The 16,528-nt window shown below is 71.6% G+C and carries 18 protein-coding genes; 14 read left to right on the top strand and 4 right to left on the bottom strand.

The genetic code is table 11. The annotated features are described in order from the left end of the window. The first annotated feature begins 148 nt into the window (after window positions 1-148). The 9 genes from LWF15_RS05085 (at window position 149) to LWF15_RS05045 (ending at window position 7,915) form a co-directional block, all read left to right on the top strand. On the top strand, window positions 149-460 hold the full coding sequence (locus LWF15_RS05085) for a hypothetical protein (RefSeq protein ID WP_232809183.1): 312 nt from the start codon (window positions 149-151) through the stop codon (window positions 458-460). Between the two features lie 114 nt (window positions 461-574). Next, window positions 575-2,038: a phosphomannomutase/phosphoglucomutase gene (locus LWF15_RS05080; protein ID WP_232809182.1), complete on the top strand. Its 1,464-nt coding sequence runs from the start codon at window positions 575-577 to the stop codon at window positions 2,036-2,038. 25 nt (window positions 2,039-2,063) lie between these two features. Continuing rightward, window positions 2,064-2,246, top strand: a complete 183-nt coding sequence (locus LWF15_RS05075) for a Trm112 family protein (protein ID WP_232809181.1) — start codon at window positions 2,064-2,066, stop codon at window positions 2,244-2,246. Between the two features lie 66 nt (window positions 2,247-2,312). Continuing rightward, the gene (locus LWF15_RS05070) at window positions 2,313-3,485 is read left to right on the top strand and encodes an SIS domain-containing protein (protein WP_232809180.1); all 1,173 of its coding nucleotides are present in this window, start codon (window positions 2,313-2,315) and stop codon (window positions 3,483-3,485) included. Window positions 3,486-3,568: 83 nt separating this feature from the next. Beyond that, window positions 3,569-4,510 carry a cation diffusion facilitator family transporter gene (locus tag LWF15_RS05065; protein ID WP_232809179.1) on the top strand — a complete coding sequence of 314 codons (942 nt, stop codon included), beginning with the start codon at window positions 3,569-3,571 and terminating at the stop codon, window positions 4,508-4,510. Window positions 4,511-4,735: 225 nt separating this feature from the next. Next, the gene (locus tag LWF15_RS05060; RefSeq protein WP_232809178.1) at window positions 4,736-5,113 is read left to right on the top strand and encodes a hypothetical protein; all 378 of its coding nucleotides are present in this window, start codon (window positions 4,736-4,738) and stop codon (window positions 5,111-5,113) included. Between the two features lie 73 nt (window positions 5,114-5,186). Beyond that, window positions 5,187-5,582: an ArsR/SmtB family transcription factor gene (locus LWF15_RS05055; protein WP_232809177.1), complete on the top strand. Its 396-nt coding sequence runs from the start codon at window positions 5,187-5,189 to the stop codon at window positions 5,580-5,582. Window positions 5,583-5,838: 256 nt separating this feature from the next. Then, on the top strand, window positions 5,839-7,275 hold the full coding sequence (gene ahcY / locus LWF15_RS05050; protein ID WP_232809176.1) for an adenosylhomocysteinase: 1,437 nt from the start codon (window positions 5,839-5,841) through the stop codon (window positions 7,273-7,275). Window positions 7,276-7,636: 361 nt separating this feature from the next. Further along, window positions 7,637-7,915, top strand: coding sequence for a hypothetical protein (locus LWF15_RS05045; RefSeq protein ID WP_232809175.1), 279 nt, complete (start codon window positions 7,637-7,639; stop codon window positions 7,913-7,915). Between the two features lie 831 nt (window positions 7,916-8,746). Here the strand turns inward: LWF15_RS05045 and LWF15_RS05040 are convergent. Next, window positions 8,747-9,661 (bottom strand): RDD family protein, encoded by a 915-nt coding sequence (locus LWF15_RS05040; protein WP_232809174.1) that lies wholly within the window; start codon window positions 9,659-9,661, stop codon window positions 8,747-8,749. A gap of 53 nt (window positions 9,662-9,714) precedes the next feature. On the opposite strand from LWF15_RS05040, the gene LWF15_RS05035 reads away from it, so the two are divergent. Beyond that, complete coding sequence (locus LWF15_RS05035; protein ID WP_232809173.1) at window positions 9,715-10,710, top strand: stage II sporulation protein M; 996 nt, start codon at window positions 9,715-9,717, stop codon at window positions 10,708-10,710. Between the two features lie 15 nt (window positions 10,711-10,725). On the opposite strand, the gene LWF15_RS05030 is transcribed toward LWF15_RS05035, so the two are convergent. Next, window positions 10,726-11,298, bottom strand: coding sequence for a hypothetical protein (locus tag LWF15_RS05030; RefSeq protein ID WP_232809172.1), 573 nt, complete (start codon window positions 11,296-11,298; stop codon window positions 10,726-10,728). Window positions 11,299-11,306: 8 nt separating this feature from the next. Further along, entirely contained in the window at window positions 11,307-11,720 is a 414-nt protein-coding gene (locus tag LWF15_RS05025) for an STAS domain-containing protein (protein WP_232809171.1), read from the bottom strand. A gap of 120 nt (window positions 11,721-11,840) precedes the next feature. Here LWF15_RS05025 and LWF15_RS05020 point away from each other — a divergent pair, with 120 nt between their 5' ends. From LWF15_RS05020 to LWF15_RS05005, 4 genes are all read left to right on the top strand, one after another. Then, on the top strand, window positions 11,841-12,536 hold the full coding sequence (locus tag LWF15_RS05020; RefSeq protein WP_232809170.1) for a response regulator transcription factor: 696 nt from the start codon (window positions 11,841-11,843) through the stop codon (window positions 12,534-12,536). Further along, window positions 12,533-13,948: a HAMP domain-containing sensor histidine kinase gene (locus tag LWF15_RS05015; protein ID WP_232809169.1), complete on the top strand. Its 1,416-nt coding sequence runs from the start codon at window positions 12,533-12,535 to the stop codon at window positions 13,946-13,948. The genes LWF15_RS05020 and LWF15_RS05015 overlap by 4 nt, the downstream gene beginning before the upstream one ends. Continuing rightward, window positions 13,945-14,586: a GerMN domain-containing protein gene (locus tag LWF15_RS05010; protein WP_232809168.1), complete on the top strand. Its 642-nt coding sequence runs from the start codon at window positions 13,945-13,947 to the stop codon at window positions 14,584-14,586. The genes LWF15_RS05015 and LWF15_RS05010 overlap by 4 nt, the downstream gene beginning before the upstream one ends. Window positions 14,587-14,661: 75 nt before the next feature. Continuing rightward, entirely contained in the window at window positions 14,662-15,234 is a 573-nt protein-coding gene (locus tag LWF15_RS05005; RefSeq protein ID WP_232809167.1) for a dienelactone hydrolase family protein, read from the top strand. On the opposite strand, the gene LWF15_RS05000 is transcribed toward LWF15_RS05005, so the two are convergent. Then, entirely contained in the window at window positions 15,231-16,523 is a 1,293-nt protein-coding gene (locus LWF15_RS05000) for a DUF58 domain-containing protein (protein ID WP_232809166.1), read from the bottom strand. The genes LWF15_RS05005 and LWF15_RS05000 overlap by 4 nt on opposite strands. Window positions 16,524-16,528 lie beyond the last annotated feature (5 nt).

Genomic DNA, 16,528 nt, shown 5'->3' with positions numbered 1-16,528 from the left:
CGGTCCGGGTGGGATGTCAGGACACTCCGGTGACTCAAGGTGCCGGTGTGACTCGCCGAATGACAGGGAGCATCGCAGCAGCCTGCGTTCGGGTGACTACCCGGCGTGGGTCACTTCCCCTGTCGTCCGAAGCAAGGATCTCCCCTCCATGACTTCTCAGTCCCGGGCCTCCACAGCGGACTCGGCCTCGTCGGCAGCAACCACGCCGACCCGTGGCCGGCGCCGCGGCCGTACGGCGGGCCCGTCGATCCCGCTGGGGTCGCTGACCCAGCGCGAGCACCGGTCCGAGATCCAGTGCCAGGCCTGCGGCAGCAGCCGGGTGACCCGGCTCTCGATGAACCTGACCGACGGCACCCCGGTGGAGTTCACCTCCTGCCACCGCTGCGAGCACCGCACCTGGGAGCACGGCGGGGACGCCCTGAGCGTCGCCTCCGTGCTCGACAAGGCCCGAAAGAACTAGATAAAGGACGTTTGTGGCGGTCCGGCCCGTCCGAACGGGTCGGACCGCGCCAACGAGACCTGGTCGTGTCCGTTCCGGGCCCGAGGCCGGTGGCGGCTCAGATAGCCTTCCCCGGTGGCTCAGCTCACCGAAATCGTCAAAGCCAACGACATCCGTGGCCTGGTCGGCACTCAGCTGACCGAGCGGATCGCGCGCGCCCTGGGATCGGCGTTCGCCCGTGCGGTGCTCTCCCCGACCCCGGACGGCCGGCCCGGCCGGGTCCTGATCGGCCGGGACATGCGCGACACGGGCGAGGCCCTGGCGCAGGCCTTCGCCGCCGGCGTCACCGGTGAGGGCGGGGAGGTGGTGATGATCGGCCTGTGCAGCACCGACGGCCTCTACTACGCCAGCGGCGCCCTCGACGCGCCGGGTGTGATGCTCACCGCCAGCCACAACCCGGCCAGCTACAACGGGATGAAGATGTGCCGGGCCGGGGCCCGCCCGATCGGCCTGGACAGCGGTCTGGCCGAGATCCGCGACCTGGCCCAGAAGCTGCTCGACGACCCGGCCTGGGGGCTCGACGAGCCGGCCCGCCCGGTCGTCGAGGAGCGCGACACGCTGCGCGGCTACGCCGAGCACCTGCGTGGCCTGGTGCCGCTGGGCTCGCGCCGCAAGCTGAAGATCGTGGTCGACGCGGGCAACGGGATGGCCGGCCTGACCGTGCCGGCCGTGCTCGGCGCCGCGATCGGCCTGCCCGAACTGCCGCTCGAGATCGTCCCGATGTACTTCGAGCTGGACGGCACCTTCCCCAACCACGAGGCCAACCCGCTCGACCCGGCCAACCTGCTGGACCTGCAGAAGGCCGTGCCCGCCCACGGCGCCGACCTCGGCCTGGCCTTCGACGGCGACGCGGACCGGTGCTTCGTGATCGACGAGCGCGGCGAGCCGGTCAGCCCGAGCGCGATCACCGCGCTGGTGGCCGCCCGGGAGATCGCCAAGGAGCGCGCCGCCGGCCGCGAGGCCACGGTGATCCACAACCTGATCACCTCCCGCGCCGTGCCCGAGGTGATCGCCGAGAACGCCGCGAAGGCGGTGCGCACCCGGGTCGGTCACGCGTTCATCAAGGTCGAGATGGCCAACCACGACGCGGTCTTCGGTGGCGAGCACTCGGCCCACTACTACTTCCGCGACTTCTGGTTCGCCGACACCGGCATGCTGGCCGCGCTGCACGTGCTGGCCGCCCTGGGCGAGCAGGACGGCCCGCTGTCCGGGCTGGTCGCGCAGTACGAGCGGTACACGCCCAGCGGTGAGATCAACTCGGTGGTCTCCGACGTGGACGAGGCCACCGCCCGGGTGGCCAAGGCCTTCGAGAGCCGCCCGGGCGTGGTGGTGGACCGGCTCGACGGCCTGACCATCAGCCACGAGGCCGACGCCCCGGCCGGCGAGGGCAGCTACCCCGGTCTGTGGTGGTTCAACCTGCGCCCGAGCAACACCGAGCCGCTGCTGCGCCTGAACTCCGAGGCCGCCGACCCGGCGGTGATGGCGGCGCTGCGCGACGAGGTGCTCGGTCTGGTCCGGGCGGCCGAGGTCGCCAGCTGACGACGGGATGCGCCAGGATGAGCCGGTGACCGCTATCGAATCCTGGCTGCAGGACATCCTGCGCTGCCCGAGCTGCCGTTCCACCCTGGCCGAGGGGACCGGCCCCGAAGGTTCGCCCGAGCTGCAGTGCACCGGCTGCTCCCTGGCCTACCGTGTCGACGACGGCATCCCGGTGCTGCTCGTGGACGAGGCCCGCACCCGGTCCTGACCACGGTGAGGGGCCGGCCCGCCCGCTTCTGAACTGCACCGACGGCTTCGCTGGAGAATCTGCGCGATGGCACTGGACGAACAGCTGCTCGACGACCCCGACGGCCTGGCCGCGGCCGACCCCTCCGGCAGCCTGCGGGCCCTGGCGATGGCCGGGGCGCAGGTCCGGATGGCCCTGTCCGCCACCGCCGAGGCCCAGATCGCGAAGATCGTGGCCGACGGCCGCCCGCGCGCGGTCGTGGTGGCCAGCCTGGGCGGCTCGGCCGTGGTTGGCGACATCCTGATCCTGATGGCCGGCAGCAGCGCCCCGGTGCCGGTCTCGGTCCGGCGGGGTCTGCCGCTGCCGGGCTGGGTGGGGCCGCTCGACCTGGTCGTGGCGGTGTCGATGTCCGGCCGGGCCCCGGGCCCGCTCGGGCTCGCCGCCGAGGCCGCCCGCCGGGGCTGCCGGTTGCTCACGGTCGGTGCTCCCCGCTCGCCGCTCGCCGAGGTCTCCGAGCGCACCGGCGGGGTGCACGTGGCCGTCCCGCGCAACGAGACCCCGGCCGCCCGGGCCTCCCGGATGGCGCTGTGGTCGCTGACCGTGCCGGTCGTCGCGGTGGCCCACGAGCTGGGCCTGACCGACGCCTCGACCGAGGTGCTGGAGCGGGTCGCGAACCGGCTGGACGCCCAGGCCGACAAGTACCGGCCCTCGTCCGACGCCTTCGTCAACCCGGCCAAGTCGCTGGCCCTCGAGCTCTCCGGGGTCATGCCCGTGGTGCTCGGTGACGGCGACGTGACCGGGGTGGCGGCTCTGCGCGCGGTCTCGATGCTGGCCCGCACGGCCCGCGTCCCGGCCATGCGCGGGGCCCTGCCGGACGACGCGGGTGACGTGGTCGCCACCTTCGACGGCCCCCTGGCCCGGCGGCCGGAGGCGGACATCTTCGCCGACCCGGAGTTCGACGACATCCCGGCGGCCGGCCCGCAGATGCGGTTGCTGCTGCTGCGCGACGCGGCTCCCACGCTCGACCGGCCCGACGGTTCGTGGCTGGAGACGGCCCGCACGGCCGACGCGGTCCGGCTCACCGCCGAGGACGCCGGGGTGCGGGTCACCGAGGTGGCGGCCGATCCGGGGCATCCGCTGGAGCGGCTGGCCGACCTGGTCTCGCTCACCGACTTCGCCTCGGTCTACATGGCGCTGGCCGGCGGGATCGACCCGCTCACCTCGCCACACGTGGCCGACCTGCGCGACCGCACGCAATAGACCCCTCTCGACATTCGGTGTCCCTGGGCAAGTAGTACGTTTCTCCCGCTCACAGCTGTGTAGAGGCGGGAGAACGACGAACCATGTCCACCGAGGGTGGCTCCAAGGCGATCATCGCGGCACTGTCCGCCAATCTGGGTATCGCCGCGACCAAGTTCGTCGCCTTCGGGCTGACCGGATCCAGCTCGATGCTGGCCGAGGGCATCCACTCGGTGGCCGACTCCGGCAACCAGGTGCTGCTGCTGGTCGGTGGCCGACGGGCGAAGAAGAAGCCGAACGAGGAGCACCCGTTCGGCTACGGCCGTTCCCGGTACCTGTTCGCCTTCCTGGTGTCGGTGATCCTGTTCAGCGTGGGTGGCCTCTTCGCCCTCTACGAGGCCTGGCACAAGTGGGACCACCCGGAGCCGATCGAGAACTGGCAGTGGGTCCCGGTGGCCGTGCTGGTGGCGGCGATCGCGATGGAGGGGTTCAGCCTGCGCACCGCCGTGCACGAGGCCACCCCGCACCGTGAGGGCCGCAACTGGTGGCGGTTCATCCGCGAGACCAAGTCGCCGGAGCTGCCGGTGGTGCTGCTGGAGGACACGGCGGCGCTCACCGGTCTGGTGTTCGCCCTGTTCGGCGTGGGGATGACGCTGGCCACGCACGACGGCCGGTGGGACGCGGTGGGCAGCGCGATGATCGGTCTGCTGCTGATCGCGGTGGCCGTGATCCTCGCCCTGGAGACGTCTTCGCTGCTGGTCGGCGAGGGGGCCTCGGCCGAGGACCTGGACCGGATCAAGACCGCCCTGGTCGGGGCCGGGGTGCACGGGGTGATCCACATCCGCACGCTGTACGTCGGGCCGGAGGAGCTGATGGTGGCGGCGAAGATCGCGGTGGTGCCGACGGAGTCGGCGGTGGAGGTGGCCGAGGCGATCGACGAGGCCGAGGCACGGGTCCGGGCCGCCGTCCCGACCGCCAAGCTGATCTTCCTCGAGCCCGACATCGCTCGCGGCACCGGTGGGCCGGCCGGCGTCCCGGCGAACTGACGAGAAGGCCCTACGACGACGTGTCCCCCTGATGGTGCAGGGGGGCACGTCGTCGGTCTTTGTGGCTGGGTAGCCGTTGACATAGGAGTGCTTTAACGATGTGGACGCCGATAACGCTGGCCTAGCAGGCATTTGACCGTCGATTCGGGTTCTGTGGGTAGCGTCGGAGCCGTTCCGCAGCCCCACCTTGTTCAGATATCTGTCACTTCGAGTCAGGAGGCCGTCGTGCGCGCTCATCCCGCACCCCGCACGCTCCGACCTGTCCTGCCGCACGACCATCCTCTGGCGGGCCGCCGGCCGGACCGCTGGACGCAGTACCCCGACGGCGCCGAGCCGCAGCGCTTCGGCTGGTTCGGCCGCTGGTCCCGGCGGTCCCGGCTGGCCGCCACGGTCGTCGTCGTCGCCTCGCTGGCCCTGGTCGGCGCCCTGGTGATCAGTTCCGCCCAGGCGGTCAAGGCGGTCGCCGGCACCAACGAGCACTCCCGTTACGGGCAGTACACCGAGCCACCGCTGCAGCCGGAGGCCGATCCCGCCCCCGGGCACCGGCCGGGGGCCTCCGGCTACAGCAAGGCCGGCCGTTCCGGCGTCACCCCGGCTCCCTGACGGCGCACTGCCTAGGATTGGCCGTCCGACCGGCTGACCCCGGTTCCAGCGCGACGGTTCCAGGGGAGGGGCGATGTCCACGACACCCCGGGTGGGCGGCCGGCGCCCACCGCAGCACGTCCATCCCCACGACGTGAGCATCGAGACGGCGCTCACCGCCCTGGCCGACCCGGTCCGCCTCTCGATCGTGCGCTGCGTGGCCCGGGCCGGTGACTGGGAACTGCCGTGCGGTTCGCTGGAGGTCGGCGTGGGCAAGGCCACGCTGAGCCATCACTTCTCCGTGCTGCGCGAGGCCGGACTCCTCGAGCAGCGCGACGAGGGCGCCCGGCGCACCATCCGGCTGCGGCGCGCGGAGTTCGACGAACGGTTTCCCGGCCTCCTCGCCCTCGTCCTGACCGACGCAGGCGCAGGTGACAGCCCGGGTGACCACCCGCGTCCGCTGTTCGGGCGACCCGGTGAGCACAGGTGAGCACAACCAAACCGGACCGGCGGATCGGCGAACCGTGACCTGATTGCTATCGTGGACCGTGTTCCGGCGTAGGTGATGCCGACGGCCTAGAGGGGCCGCGCCGGGTCTGGCAAGGCGCACGTTCTCACCGGGTTCACCCTGCCCGGCATTTCCGAGGGCCTGCACCGCCATGCCTCAGACCCGCCCACCTGCGACTGGATCTCAACCGGGTGATCCCCGTCTTCCAGCCGCATCCGACGATGCCGAAGGACAAGGTATGACGTTCGACTTCAAGGTCGCCGACCTTTCGCTGGCCGAGACCGGCCGCCACGAGCTCCGCCTCGCCGAGCACGAGATGCCCGGCCTGATGGCCCTGCGCGCCGAGTTCGGCGAGAGCAAGCCGCTGTCCGGCGCCCGCATCACCGGCTCCCTGCACATGACCGTGCAGACCGCCGTGCTGATCGAGACGCTGACCGCGCTCGGCGCCGAGGTCCGCTGGGCCTCCTGCAACATCTTCTCCACCCAGGACACCGCCGCCGCGGCGGTCGTCGTGGGCCCCAACGGCACCCCCGAGAACCCGCAGGGTGTGCCGGTCTTCGCCTGGAAGGGCGAGACCCTGGAGGAGTACTGGTGGTGCACCGAGCAGATCCTCAACTGGGGTGAGGGCCAGGGCCCGAACATGATCCTGGACGACGGCGGCGACGTGACGCTGCTCGTGCACAAGGGTGTCGAGTTCGAGAAGGCCGGCGCCGTGCCCGCCACCACCGAGGACGACAGCGAGGAGTACGGCGTCATCCTCGAGGTGCTGCGCCGCTCGCTGACCGCCACCCCGGACCGCTTCACCAAGATCGCGGCCGAGATCAAGGGTGTCACCGAGGAGACGACGACGGGCGTCCACCGCCTGTACGAGATGTACCGGGCCGGCACGCTGCTGTTCCCGGCGATCAACGTCAACGACTCGGTCACCAAGTCGAAGTTCGACAACAAGTACGGCATCCGTCACTCGCTGGTCGACGGCATCAACCGCGGCACCGACGTCCTGATCGGTGGCAAGGTGGCCGTGATCTGCGGTTACGGCGACGTGGGCAAGGGCGCGGCGGAGTCGCTGCGCGGCCAGGGCGCCCGCGTCATCGTCACCGAGGTCGACCCGATCTGCGCGCTGCAGGCGGCGATGGACGGCTACCAGGTGACCACCCTGGAGGACGTGCTGGCCCAGGGTGACTTCTTCATCACCACGACCGGCAACTTCGACGTCATCACCGCCACGCACATGCAGGGGATGAAGGACAAGGCCGTGGTCGGCAACATCGGCCACTTCGACAACGAGATCGACATGGCCGGCCTGGCCAAGATCCCGGGCATCACCAAGACCGAGATCAAGCCGCAGGTCCACGAGTGGACGTTCAGCGACGGCCGCTCGATCATCGTGCTGTCCGAGGGGCGCCTGCTGAACCTGGGCAACGCCACCGGCCACCCGAGCTTCGTGATGTCGAACTCGTTCGCCAACCAGGTGATCGCGCAGATCGAGCTGTTCACCAAGCGCGACGAGTACGAGACCCAGGTCTACGTGCTGCCCAAGCACCTGGACGAGAAGGTGGCGCGGCTGCACCTGGACGCGCTCGGCGTGAAGCTCACCGAGCTCACCAAGGCGCAGGCCGAGTACATCGGCGTGCACGTCGAGGGCCCGTACAAGCCGGACCACTACCGCTACTGATCCTGCCTCGGCACCTGGATCGGCTTGGCCGGGCGCGTCTCTTCCCCGCGGGGAGGGGGCGCGCCCGGCGCGGTTTTGTCGGGTGGGCCCCCGCTCGGGGTTCTTCGATCTGGCGGACTTAGGACAACGGGGCAATAAAGCCTGCTAGAGCCCGACTTTGTTGCCCCATTGTCTGCCTGCCCGGGCAAGCCAGCAGCAGGAACAAGCCTCAACACCCAGGCAGGCGGTGGCCAGAGGGATCCTGCGATGAGACGGGTTGGTCGGTCCACGAACTCGTGGCCGTGGCCGTCCGCGCTCTACGACGCGCGCTGGGAAGCGCATCGACCACCGGTCGGGAGTTCAGGCGGCTGCGGGCGGCCTGATGAGCGCGCCCCGAGCTCAGGCCAATTTCTTCGGTGACCTGGCTGCGGGCGACCCCGACGCGGCCCAGCCGGCGTCACGCATCGTGGACAGCACGTTGGGGCCCATCCCGTCCGTGCAGCACCGCACCCTGGGGCCCATGGCGTCCGTGCAGCACCGCATTTCGGGAACCATCCCGTGCGTGCAGCACCGGATCAAGCAGCAACTATCGGGGTCGATGCACTCCTCGCCGTCGAACGCTGAACCGGCTGCGCAGCAACCGGATCCGCGGCCCTGGTGACCGGTGCTGGGGCTAGATCTCGGGTCGTCGAGCGCTGAAGCCGGCTGTGCGGCTCCCGGAACCACGGCCCTGGCGGCCGGTGCTGGGGCTAGATCCCGGCCTGTCGAGCGCTGAGCCTGGCTGTGCGGCTCCCGGGTCCATGGCTCTGGTGGCCGGTGCTGGGGCTAGATCCCGGCCTGTCGAGCGCTGAGCCTGGCTGTGCGGCTTCCGGATCCACGGCTCTGGTGGCCGGTGCTGGGGCTAGATCTCGGGTCGTCGAGCGCTGAAGCCGGCTGTGCGGCTTCCGGATCCACGGCTCTGGTGGCCGGTGCTGGGGCTAGATCTCGGGTCGTCGAAAGCTGAAGCCGGCTGTGCGGCTCCCGGATCCACGGCCCTGGTGACCGGCGCTGGGGCTAGATCTCGGGTCGTCGAAAGCTGAAGCCGGCTGCGCGGCACCCGGAACCACGGCCCTGGTGACCGGTGCTGGGGCTAGATCCCAGGCCCGCCGAACGCTGAACCTGGCTGCGCGGCACCCGGAACCACGGCCCCGGCAACGAGCGCTACGGCTAGATCCCGGGGCATCGGACGCGGAAGCCAGCTGCGCGGCACCCTAACCGCAGCCCTGGCGACGAGCGTTACGGCTAGACCCTGGGCCGCCGAACGCCGAACGCCGAACGCCGAACGCCGAACGCCGAACGCCGAACGCCGAACGCCGAACGCTGGCTGCGCGGCACCCGAACCGCAGCCCCGGCGACCAGTGCTACGCCTAGACCCCGGGGCGTCGCCGGACGTCCTCGGCCGGCCCTGGTGGACTCCGCTGGTTCTGTCGTCGTCCGCTCAGTCGTTGCCCGCTCAGTCGTTGTCAGGCAGGCCGAATCCTGTGGCCGACAGGGGGCTGGCCGCGGCGCGGCTGGCCCGGCGGGCGGCGCGCTGCTGGGACTCGCGCCAGAGGCGGGCGAAGTCGCGCTCGCGGCGTTCGGCCAGGACGGCGGCGAGGAAGTCTTCGGGGTGGGTGCCGGGCGGGGGCGGGGGCGCGACCAGTTCGCCCACCTGACCGGCCAGGGACCAGCCCAGGCGCTGGCGGGCCTCGGGGGCGAGGCGGTCGGCGCGGGCCAGGAACTGGCGGCAGGCGCGGGCCAGCGGGTCGGGGAGGCGACCGAGGTCGGCGTTGCGCACCCAGGGGGCCAGGTGGGGCGGCATCTGGACGGCGGCGGGCAGCTGGCGGGGCTGCCGTTCCCGGATCACGTAGGTGCCCGCAACCAGGTCACCCAGGCGTTTGCCGCGTTTGTTGAGCAGCGAGACGACCAGCGCGACGGCGCCCAGCGACCAGTAGATCTCCAGCACCGCGAGAAGACCGCGGATGAGCGCGTGCCGGGCCCGGATCGGCCCGCCGTCGTCGCGGACCACCCGCAGACCGGCCATCCACTTGCCCAGGGACCGGCCCCGGGTCAGGGTCTCGATGAGGATCGGGATGCCGATCAGCACGGCCAGGGTGGCGACCAGGCCCAGCGCGCTGCCCGCAGCCGGGTCGATCTCGCCGGTGGTGGCGTAGAAGAGCCAGTAGAGCAGCAGGATGCCGACGACCGTGACCAGCACGTCGGCGGTGACGGCCAGGGCCCGGGTGATGAACGAGGCCGGCCGCAGCTCCAGGACCACCGCCTCACCGGTGATCAGCTCGTCGGAGAAGTCCAGCTCGTCGACGCCGGTCAGGCCGGTGACGGCGGCACCGGACTCTTCCGGCAGCGGGGCGAGCGGGTCTGTGATCACAGGAGCCAGACTACGTGGGGCCTACGACAGTCTTCCCGGTTAGGCTCGCAACCGTGGACTTGGATGCCTTCGTCGCGGTGCACTCGGCCGACTGGGACCGCCTGGACCGGCTGACGAAACGGCGCCGGCTCTCCGGGGCCGAGGTGGACGAGATGGTGCTCCTGTACCAGCGGGCGGCCACCCATCTCTCCGTCGTGCGCTCGTTCTCGCCCGACGCCGGGGTGGTGGCCCGGCTCTCCGGCACCGTGGCCCGGGCCCGCACCGCGGTGGCCGGGGGCAACGAGCCGCTGATCCGCGAGTTCGCCCGGATGGCAGCGGTCTCGTTCCCCGCCGCGGTGTACCGGTCGCGCTGGTGGGCGCTCGGCGCGGCGCTGGGCACGGCCGTGGTCGCGGTGGCGTTCGGCGCCTGGGTCGCGGCCAACCCCGAGGTGCAGGCCACCGTCGGAACCGAGCAGCAGATCCAGCAGCTGGTCCAGAACGACTTCGAGAACTACTACTCCGAGAACGCGGCCTCGGGCTTCGCCGTCCAGGTGTGGACCAACAACGCCTGGGTGGCCGCGCTGTGCTTCGTGCTCGGCATCACCGGTGTGGGCGTGCTCTGGGTACTCGCCCAGAACGCCGTCAACATCGGGCTGACCGGCGGGCTGATGGCCGCGAACGACCGGCTGGGGCTGTTCTTCGGCCTGATCACCCCGCACGGCCTGCTCGAGTTGACCGCGGTGTTCGTGGCCGCCGGGGCCGGGCTCAAGGTGTTCTGGGCCTGGGTCGATCCCGGACCGCGCAGCCGGGCGCGGGCGATCGGCGAGGAGGGCCGCGCCATGGTGACGATCGCGATCGGCCTGGTCGTGGTGCTGCTGGTGTCCGGCGTGGTAGAGGCCTTCGTGACCCCGTCCCCGCTGCCGACCTGGGCCCGCATCGCCATCGGCTTCGTGGTGTGGGCGGCGTTCATTGGCTATGTCTGGCGCTTCGGCCGGCCCGCCGCCCTGGCCGGCGAGACCGGTGACCTGTCGTCCGAACTCGCCGGGGACGTCCGCCCGGTCGCAGGCTGAAAGGCGCCGAAGACCTCAGACGTGCCGGCGTAGGCAGACCGTGGCGCCGGCGCCCGGCCGGGCGACCAGTGCGTCGAGCACGTGCTCGATCTCCGGGCCGGTCGGCACCCGCGTACTGATCGCCCCGAGCAGACCGCTGGGCCGCTCGAGCGCTCCGGCCGAGTTCACGATCAGCAGGTCGGCCGGGGACAGCCGCTCCCCGATCTGACGCCGTGCCCCCATGTCCCCGAGCAGCCGGGCCGGCCGCCCCGGACTCAGCAGCAGAGCCGGCGGGGCGTCGTGCACGAGCAGGGTGAGCAGGCCGTCGTCGGACAGGTCGGCCACCGCCACCCCAGAGGCGGCCTCGTCCGGGTCGCGCCGCAACTCCTCGGCCAGTTCGGACAGACCGGCCACCGCCATGGCCCGGTCCAGCACCCTCGACCGGAGCCGGTCGGCATCCCCCTCGGTCTGGGCCTCGCACACCACCAGGCGCAGCCCGGTCGTGGTGCGCAGAGCTACCGCGACGGCCGGGTCCCGCTGCAGGATCAGTGGTTCCCAGCCCTCTCCGGCCGGCCGGGCCCACGGGTAGGACGGCCGGGATGCGCGCACGGTATCGATCATGTGGCTCGCCGCCGTTCCTCGGACTGCGGTTCGTGGGCCAGCACCTGGTCCAGGCCACTGCGGCGCAGACTGCGCTCACCCTGCCGGCTGAGTCCACGCAGCAGGACGGCCCCACCCCGGGCCCGGCAGCGCCGCTGGGCCCAGAGCAGGGCGGTCACCGTGGTGGAGGAGAGCCGGCGTACGTCGGAGACGTCGACGACGACCGTCGGCGACGGGGATCGCAGTGCCGTCGCCACCCCGGCCCGCAGCCCGGCGACGTCCGCGGAACGGATCGGCTCGCCGAGCCGGACCGACACGGGCTCGCGGCCGGCTCCGTCGGCGGCCGTGGGGCTGGGCGCAGTCGGAACCCGGACCGCGCGGAGACCGTTCTTCGCGCGGCCGGGAGTTCGCCTGCCTGCCTCGAACACCACGCGTCGAGCCTGCTCGAGGCGTTTTGCGAACGGGTGGACGGCTTCTTTGCGGTTTCGTGACGATCCGCCGGTGACCGACAGTCGGCCGGTAGCGCCGGCGCCAGCTGGCACGATGGGTCCATGCGGCTGCTCTTGCTGGAGGACGACCACAGCATCCGGCTCGCGCTGCGCCTGGTTCTCGAGGACGAGGGTTACGAGGTCGAGGAGTTCGAGCGGGCCGAGACGGCGCTGCAGCACGCCCGGGGTGAGGACTTCACGGTGATGCTGGTCGACCTGATGCTCGGTGGGATGGACGGCACCACGTTCATCCACCGGGTGCGCGAGCAGTCGGACGTGCCGATCGTGGTGATCAGTGCACGCAGCGACACCTACGACATCGTCGCTGCCCTGGAGGCCGGAGCCGACGACTACGTCACCAAGCCCTTCGAGGTCCGCGAGGTCACTGCCCGGCTACGGGCTCTGCGGCGGCGCGGTCGGGTGCTCACCCCCGACCGCCAGGCCCCCGGGGGTACCCAGATCGCGCTCGGCGACCAGATCGTGCTCTACCCCGAGGCCGGCCAGGTGCGCCGCAACGATGCCCCGGTGCACCTGACGGTCACCGAGTTCCGGCTGCTCTGCGAGCTCGCGGCGGCCTCCGGGCGGGTGCTGAGCCGTCAGCAGCTGCTCGAGAAGGTCTGGGACAGGGGATACTTCGGTGACGAGCGGATCGTCGACGTCCACATCCGCCGGCTGCGGGCCAAGGTCGAGCCCGATCCCGGCACACCTCGCATCGTGGTCACCGTGCGCGGTCTGGGATACCGCCTGGACCAGGGATGAACTGGCGCCTCCGGTTCCGCCGTCGTCGCTCGGGCCTGCGCATGCGGACCGCTCTGGCGTTCGGGGCGGGAGCGGTCGCGGTGGCCATGGTGCTGGCCGGGGCAACGCTGCTGATCGCTCGGGAGTACCTGCTGGAACAGCGTCGCCAGTCAGCCTCCCGTCAGGCCTACGCCGATGCCGCCGTCCTGCGGGAGCGCCTTCTCACCGCGGGCGTGTCCCCGGCCGAAGCGGTCGGTGACCTGGCTCCCCGAGAGGGCACATACGTCCTTTTGCGGGTCGGTCTGGAGTGGTACTCCTCGGCTCTCGCCCCCGGCAACCAGGATCTGCCGCTGTCACTGCGCACTCTGGTCGTCGAGGGGCAGCCCGGTTTCGCCTGGGCCACCGTGGGCGGTCAGCGCTCGATCGTGGTGGGAACACCGTTGCCCGCGGTGGATGCGGCCGTGTTCGAGGTCTCCTCGGTCGACGAACTGGACGACACCCTCGACGTTCTGCGCACCGTGATGCTGCTGGTGGCCAGCGTCTGCGCAGTGGGTGCGGCGATGCTGGGCTGGGTGGTCGCCGGTCGCGTGGTGCGCCCGCTCGACAGGGTGGCCGAGACCGCGACGGCCATCGCCGGTGGCCGTACGGCTACTCGTCTGCCTCCCACCAGCGATCCGGAACTGGTCGGCATCGTGGGGTCGTTCAACGCCATGGTCGACGCACTGGCCAGCCGGATCGAGCGGGAGAGCCGTTTCACCGCCGACGTGAGCCACGAACTGCGTACCCCGCTCACCGCCCTCACCACGTCGGTGCACGCGCTGACCACCCAGCGCCGGCATCTGCCCGAACGCTCGCACCAGCTGCTCGACGTGATCGACACCGAGGTGCAGCGACTGCGTAACACCGTGGAGGACCTGCTCGAACTGGCCCGGATGGACGCCGGTACCTCGCCGGTCGACCTGACCACGACCCGGCTGGACGAGCTGGCCCGGTTCGCGCTGGCCGAGTCGGGCCGCTCGGAGAGCCTGCTGCACCTGGACCACGGGCCGGAACGGGCCCCCGACGACCTGGAGGTGCTCGCCGATCGCCGCTCGATCGGCCGGGCCCTGATGAACCTGGTCGACAACGCCGAGCGGCACGGCGGTGGCTGTACCTCGGTGACGTTGAGGTTCACCGGCCTGACGGCGGAGATCGTGGTGGACGATGCCGGGCCCGGAGTGGCCGAGGCCGACCGGGAGCGGATTTTCGAGCGCTTCGCCCGGGCCGACGGCACTGGACGTACGAAGACGGGATCGGGGCTGGGGCTGAGCCTGGTGGCCGAGACCGCAGAACGGCACGGGGGAGCGGTGTGGTGTGAAGACGCGCCGGGCGGGGGTGCCCGGTTCGTCCTCGTGCTGCCCCGTCGGGCGAAACCGGCGGAGGTTCACCCGTGAAGCCTTGGTGCAGAACGCTGTCCGGGTTGGCCGTGGTGCTGGCTCTGGCGTCGTGCGGTGTGCCGCAGGACGGTCAGGCCCAGGTGCTGGACGCCGACCGGGTGCCGTACGGGCTTCTCGAACCCGGACCGACCACCAGCAGCGCGGTTTCACCGTCACCGGTCCAGGGCGAGCTGTCGCTGCCGATCGCCTGGGTGGCCTCGGACGACGCGCTGACTCTGGTCGACCGGACGGTGCCGGGCGGAGCTGCGGAGACGGTTGCCGCCGAAGTCCTGCAGGAGCTGGCGGTCGGCCCGAGCACGGCCGAGCGCAACCGCGGGCTCCGGTCCAGTCTGCCGGCGGGCACCGATCTGCGGCTGACCTCGCTCGACGGGGAGGAGGACGTGGCCGTGGTCGAGTGGCCGGCCAGTGTGCAGGTGCTGGCGGCCGAGGAGGTGCCCCTGGCCGTCGGGCAGGTGGTGCTGAGCCTGACCTCGGTGACGGGTATCCGGGCGGTGAGCCTGATCCAGGACGGGGAGACGGTACCGGCCCCCGAACCGGGCGGGTCGCTGATCACCAGGCCGCTCACCCGCGCCGACTACGAGGCCCTCCTGGGGACGTCCGCCGCGCGCCGGACGGTCGGCGGGCACCCCGGCTGAGTCGTGGTGGTAAAGCACGGACGGGCTGTGGGAGGGTGAGGCGCGGACCGTACAGACGTTCGAGGGGAGCCAGTGATGGCCGAAGTTCTGTTGTTCCACCACGCCCAGGGGCTGACCTCCGGGGTGCGTGAGTTCGCCGACACGCTGAGCGGGGCCGGGCACACGGTGCACACGCCAGACCTGTACCAGGGCAAGACGTTCGGCACGCTGGACGAGGGGGTGGCGCACGCCCGCTCGACCGGCTTCGACGTGATCGCCGAGCGCGGAGTCGCCGCCGCCCAGGACCTTCCGGAAGATCTTGTGTATGCCGGGTTCTCGCTGGGGGTCCTGCCGGTGGCCAAGCTGGCCACCAGCCGTCCCGGGGCGAAAGGGGCGCTCTTCCTGAGCGGTTTCGTGCCGCCGTCCGAGTTCGGCACCTGGCCGGGCATCCCGGCGCAGGTGCACGGCATGGATGCGGACCCGGAGTTCGCCGATTCGGGCGATCTGGCCGCGGCCCGGGAGTTCGCGATCCAGACGGGCTACCAGGCCGAGGTTTTCGTCTATCCCGGATCGGCGCACCTGTTCGCCGACGGCAGCCTGGGGGAGTACGACGAGTCGGCCGCCGGCCTGCTCACCGAGCGGGTGCTGGCCTTCCTGGCCAAGGTCTAGAGAAGACCGGCGGCCTTCAGCGCCAGGTAGCGATCGGCCAGCTGCGGCGGCAGTTCCTCGGGCGAGGCGTCGACCACGTCCACACCCATCCGCCGCAGTTCTGCCGTGGTCGCCGTGCGGTCGAGTTCGGCCCGGCCCGCAGCGGCGGCTCCGTACACCGCGTAAGCATCGCCACGGCCGTCGGCCATCGCGGTCATCCGGGGGTCGGCGACCGACGCCACCACCACCCGGTGCCGTGAGCAGAGGCGGCCGATCACCGGCATCAGGCCTTCCTCGATCGCGGCCCCCTCCAGCGGTGTCAGCAGCACGACCAGTGCTCGCTGGGACATCCGGGAGAGAACGTTGGAGACGATCGCCGCCCAGTCCGCCTCGACCAGGTCGGCCTCCACCGGGGCCATCGCGGTGACCAGGCGGGGCAGCAGATCGCTGCGACCGGCGCCCTCCACCCGGGCCCGCACCCTGCGGTCCATCGCCAGCAGGTCCACCCGGTCACCCGCGCGGGAAGCCAGTGCCGCCAGGAGCAGGGCGGCATCCATCGCGGCGTCCAGCCGGGGTTCGTCGCCGACCCGGGCCGCCGACGTGCGCGAGGTGTCAAGTACGAGCAGCACCCGGCGGTCGCGCTCCGGGCGCCAGGTACGCACAACTACCTGCCCCCGCCGCGCGGTGGCCCGCCAATCGATCGAACGCACGTCGTCGCCGCCGACGTAGTCGCGCAGTGAGTCGAACTCGGTGCCCTGACCACGAACCCGTAGCGACGTGCGTCCATCGAGTTCCCGTAGGCGGGCCAGCTTGCTGGGCAGGTGTTTACGCGAACCGAAAGGCGGCAGCACACGCACGCTTCCGGGGGCAGGAAGGGAGAACTGACGCGCGGCCAGGCCGAGGGGGCCGAAACTGCGCACGGTCACCTCACCGGCCCGGCGGTCGCCCCGGCGGGTGGGGGTGAGAGTTGTGGCCAGACGGCGGCTCTGCCCGGCCGGAAGATCGACCGGATGACGGTCGACCTCAGCTCCGGCCGAGGGCTGCCAGGCGTCGCGCAGGGAACCCCGTACCTTGCGGCGCCCGGCGTTGGTGAGCACGAACGACGCGGTGGTGGCGGTACCCAGCCGAACGGTGGCCACCGGCTCACGGCGCACCCGTAGAGCCCGGGGAGAGCCCGCCAGCAGGAGATCGGCCGCGACCACTACGACGAACAGCCCGGCCCAGCCCAGCAGCGATCCCCAGCCCGGCCAGAACCCGACCGGGAGCAGACCGATCGCGGCCAGGAGTACGGCGCGCCCGCTGATGGTCACGCCGG

Source organism: Kineosporia rhizophila, assembly GCF_021277265.1.
GTDB classification, from domain to species: domain Bacteria; phylum Actinomycetota; class Actinomycetes; order Actinomycetales; family Kineosporiaceae; genus Kineosporia; species Kineosporia rhizophila.
Note: the sequence above shows the minus strand (reverse complement) of the source record. Positions and strands in the feature narration are given on the sequence as shown.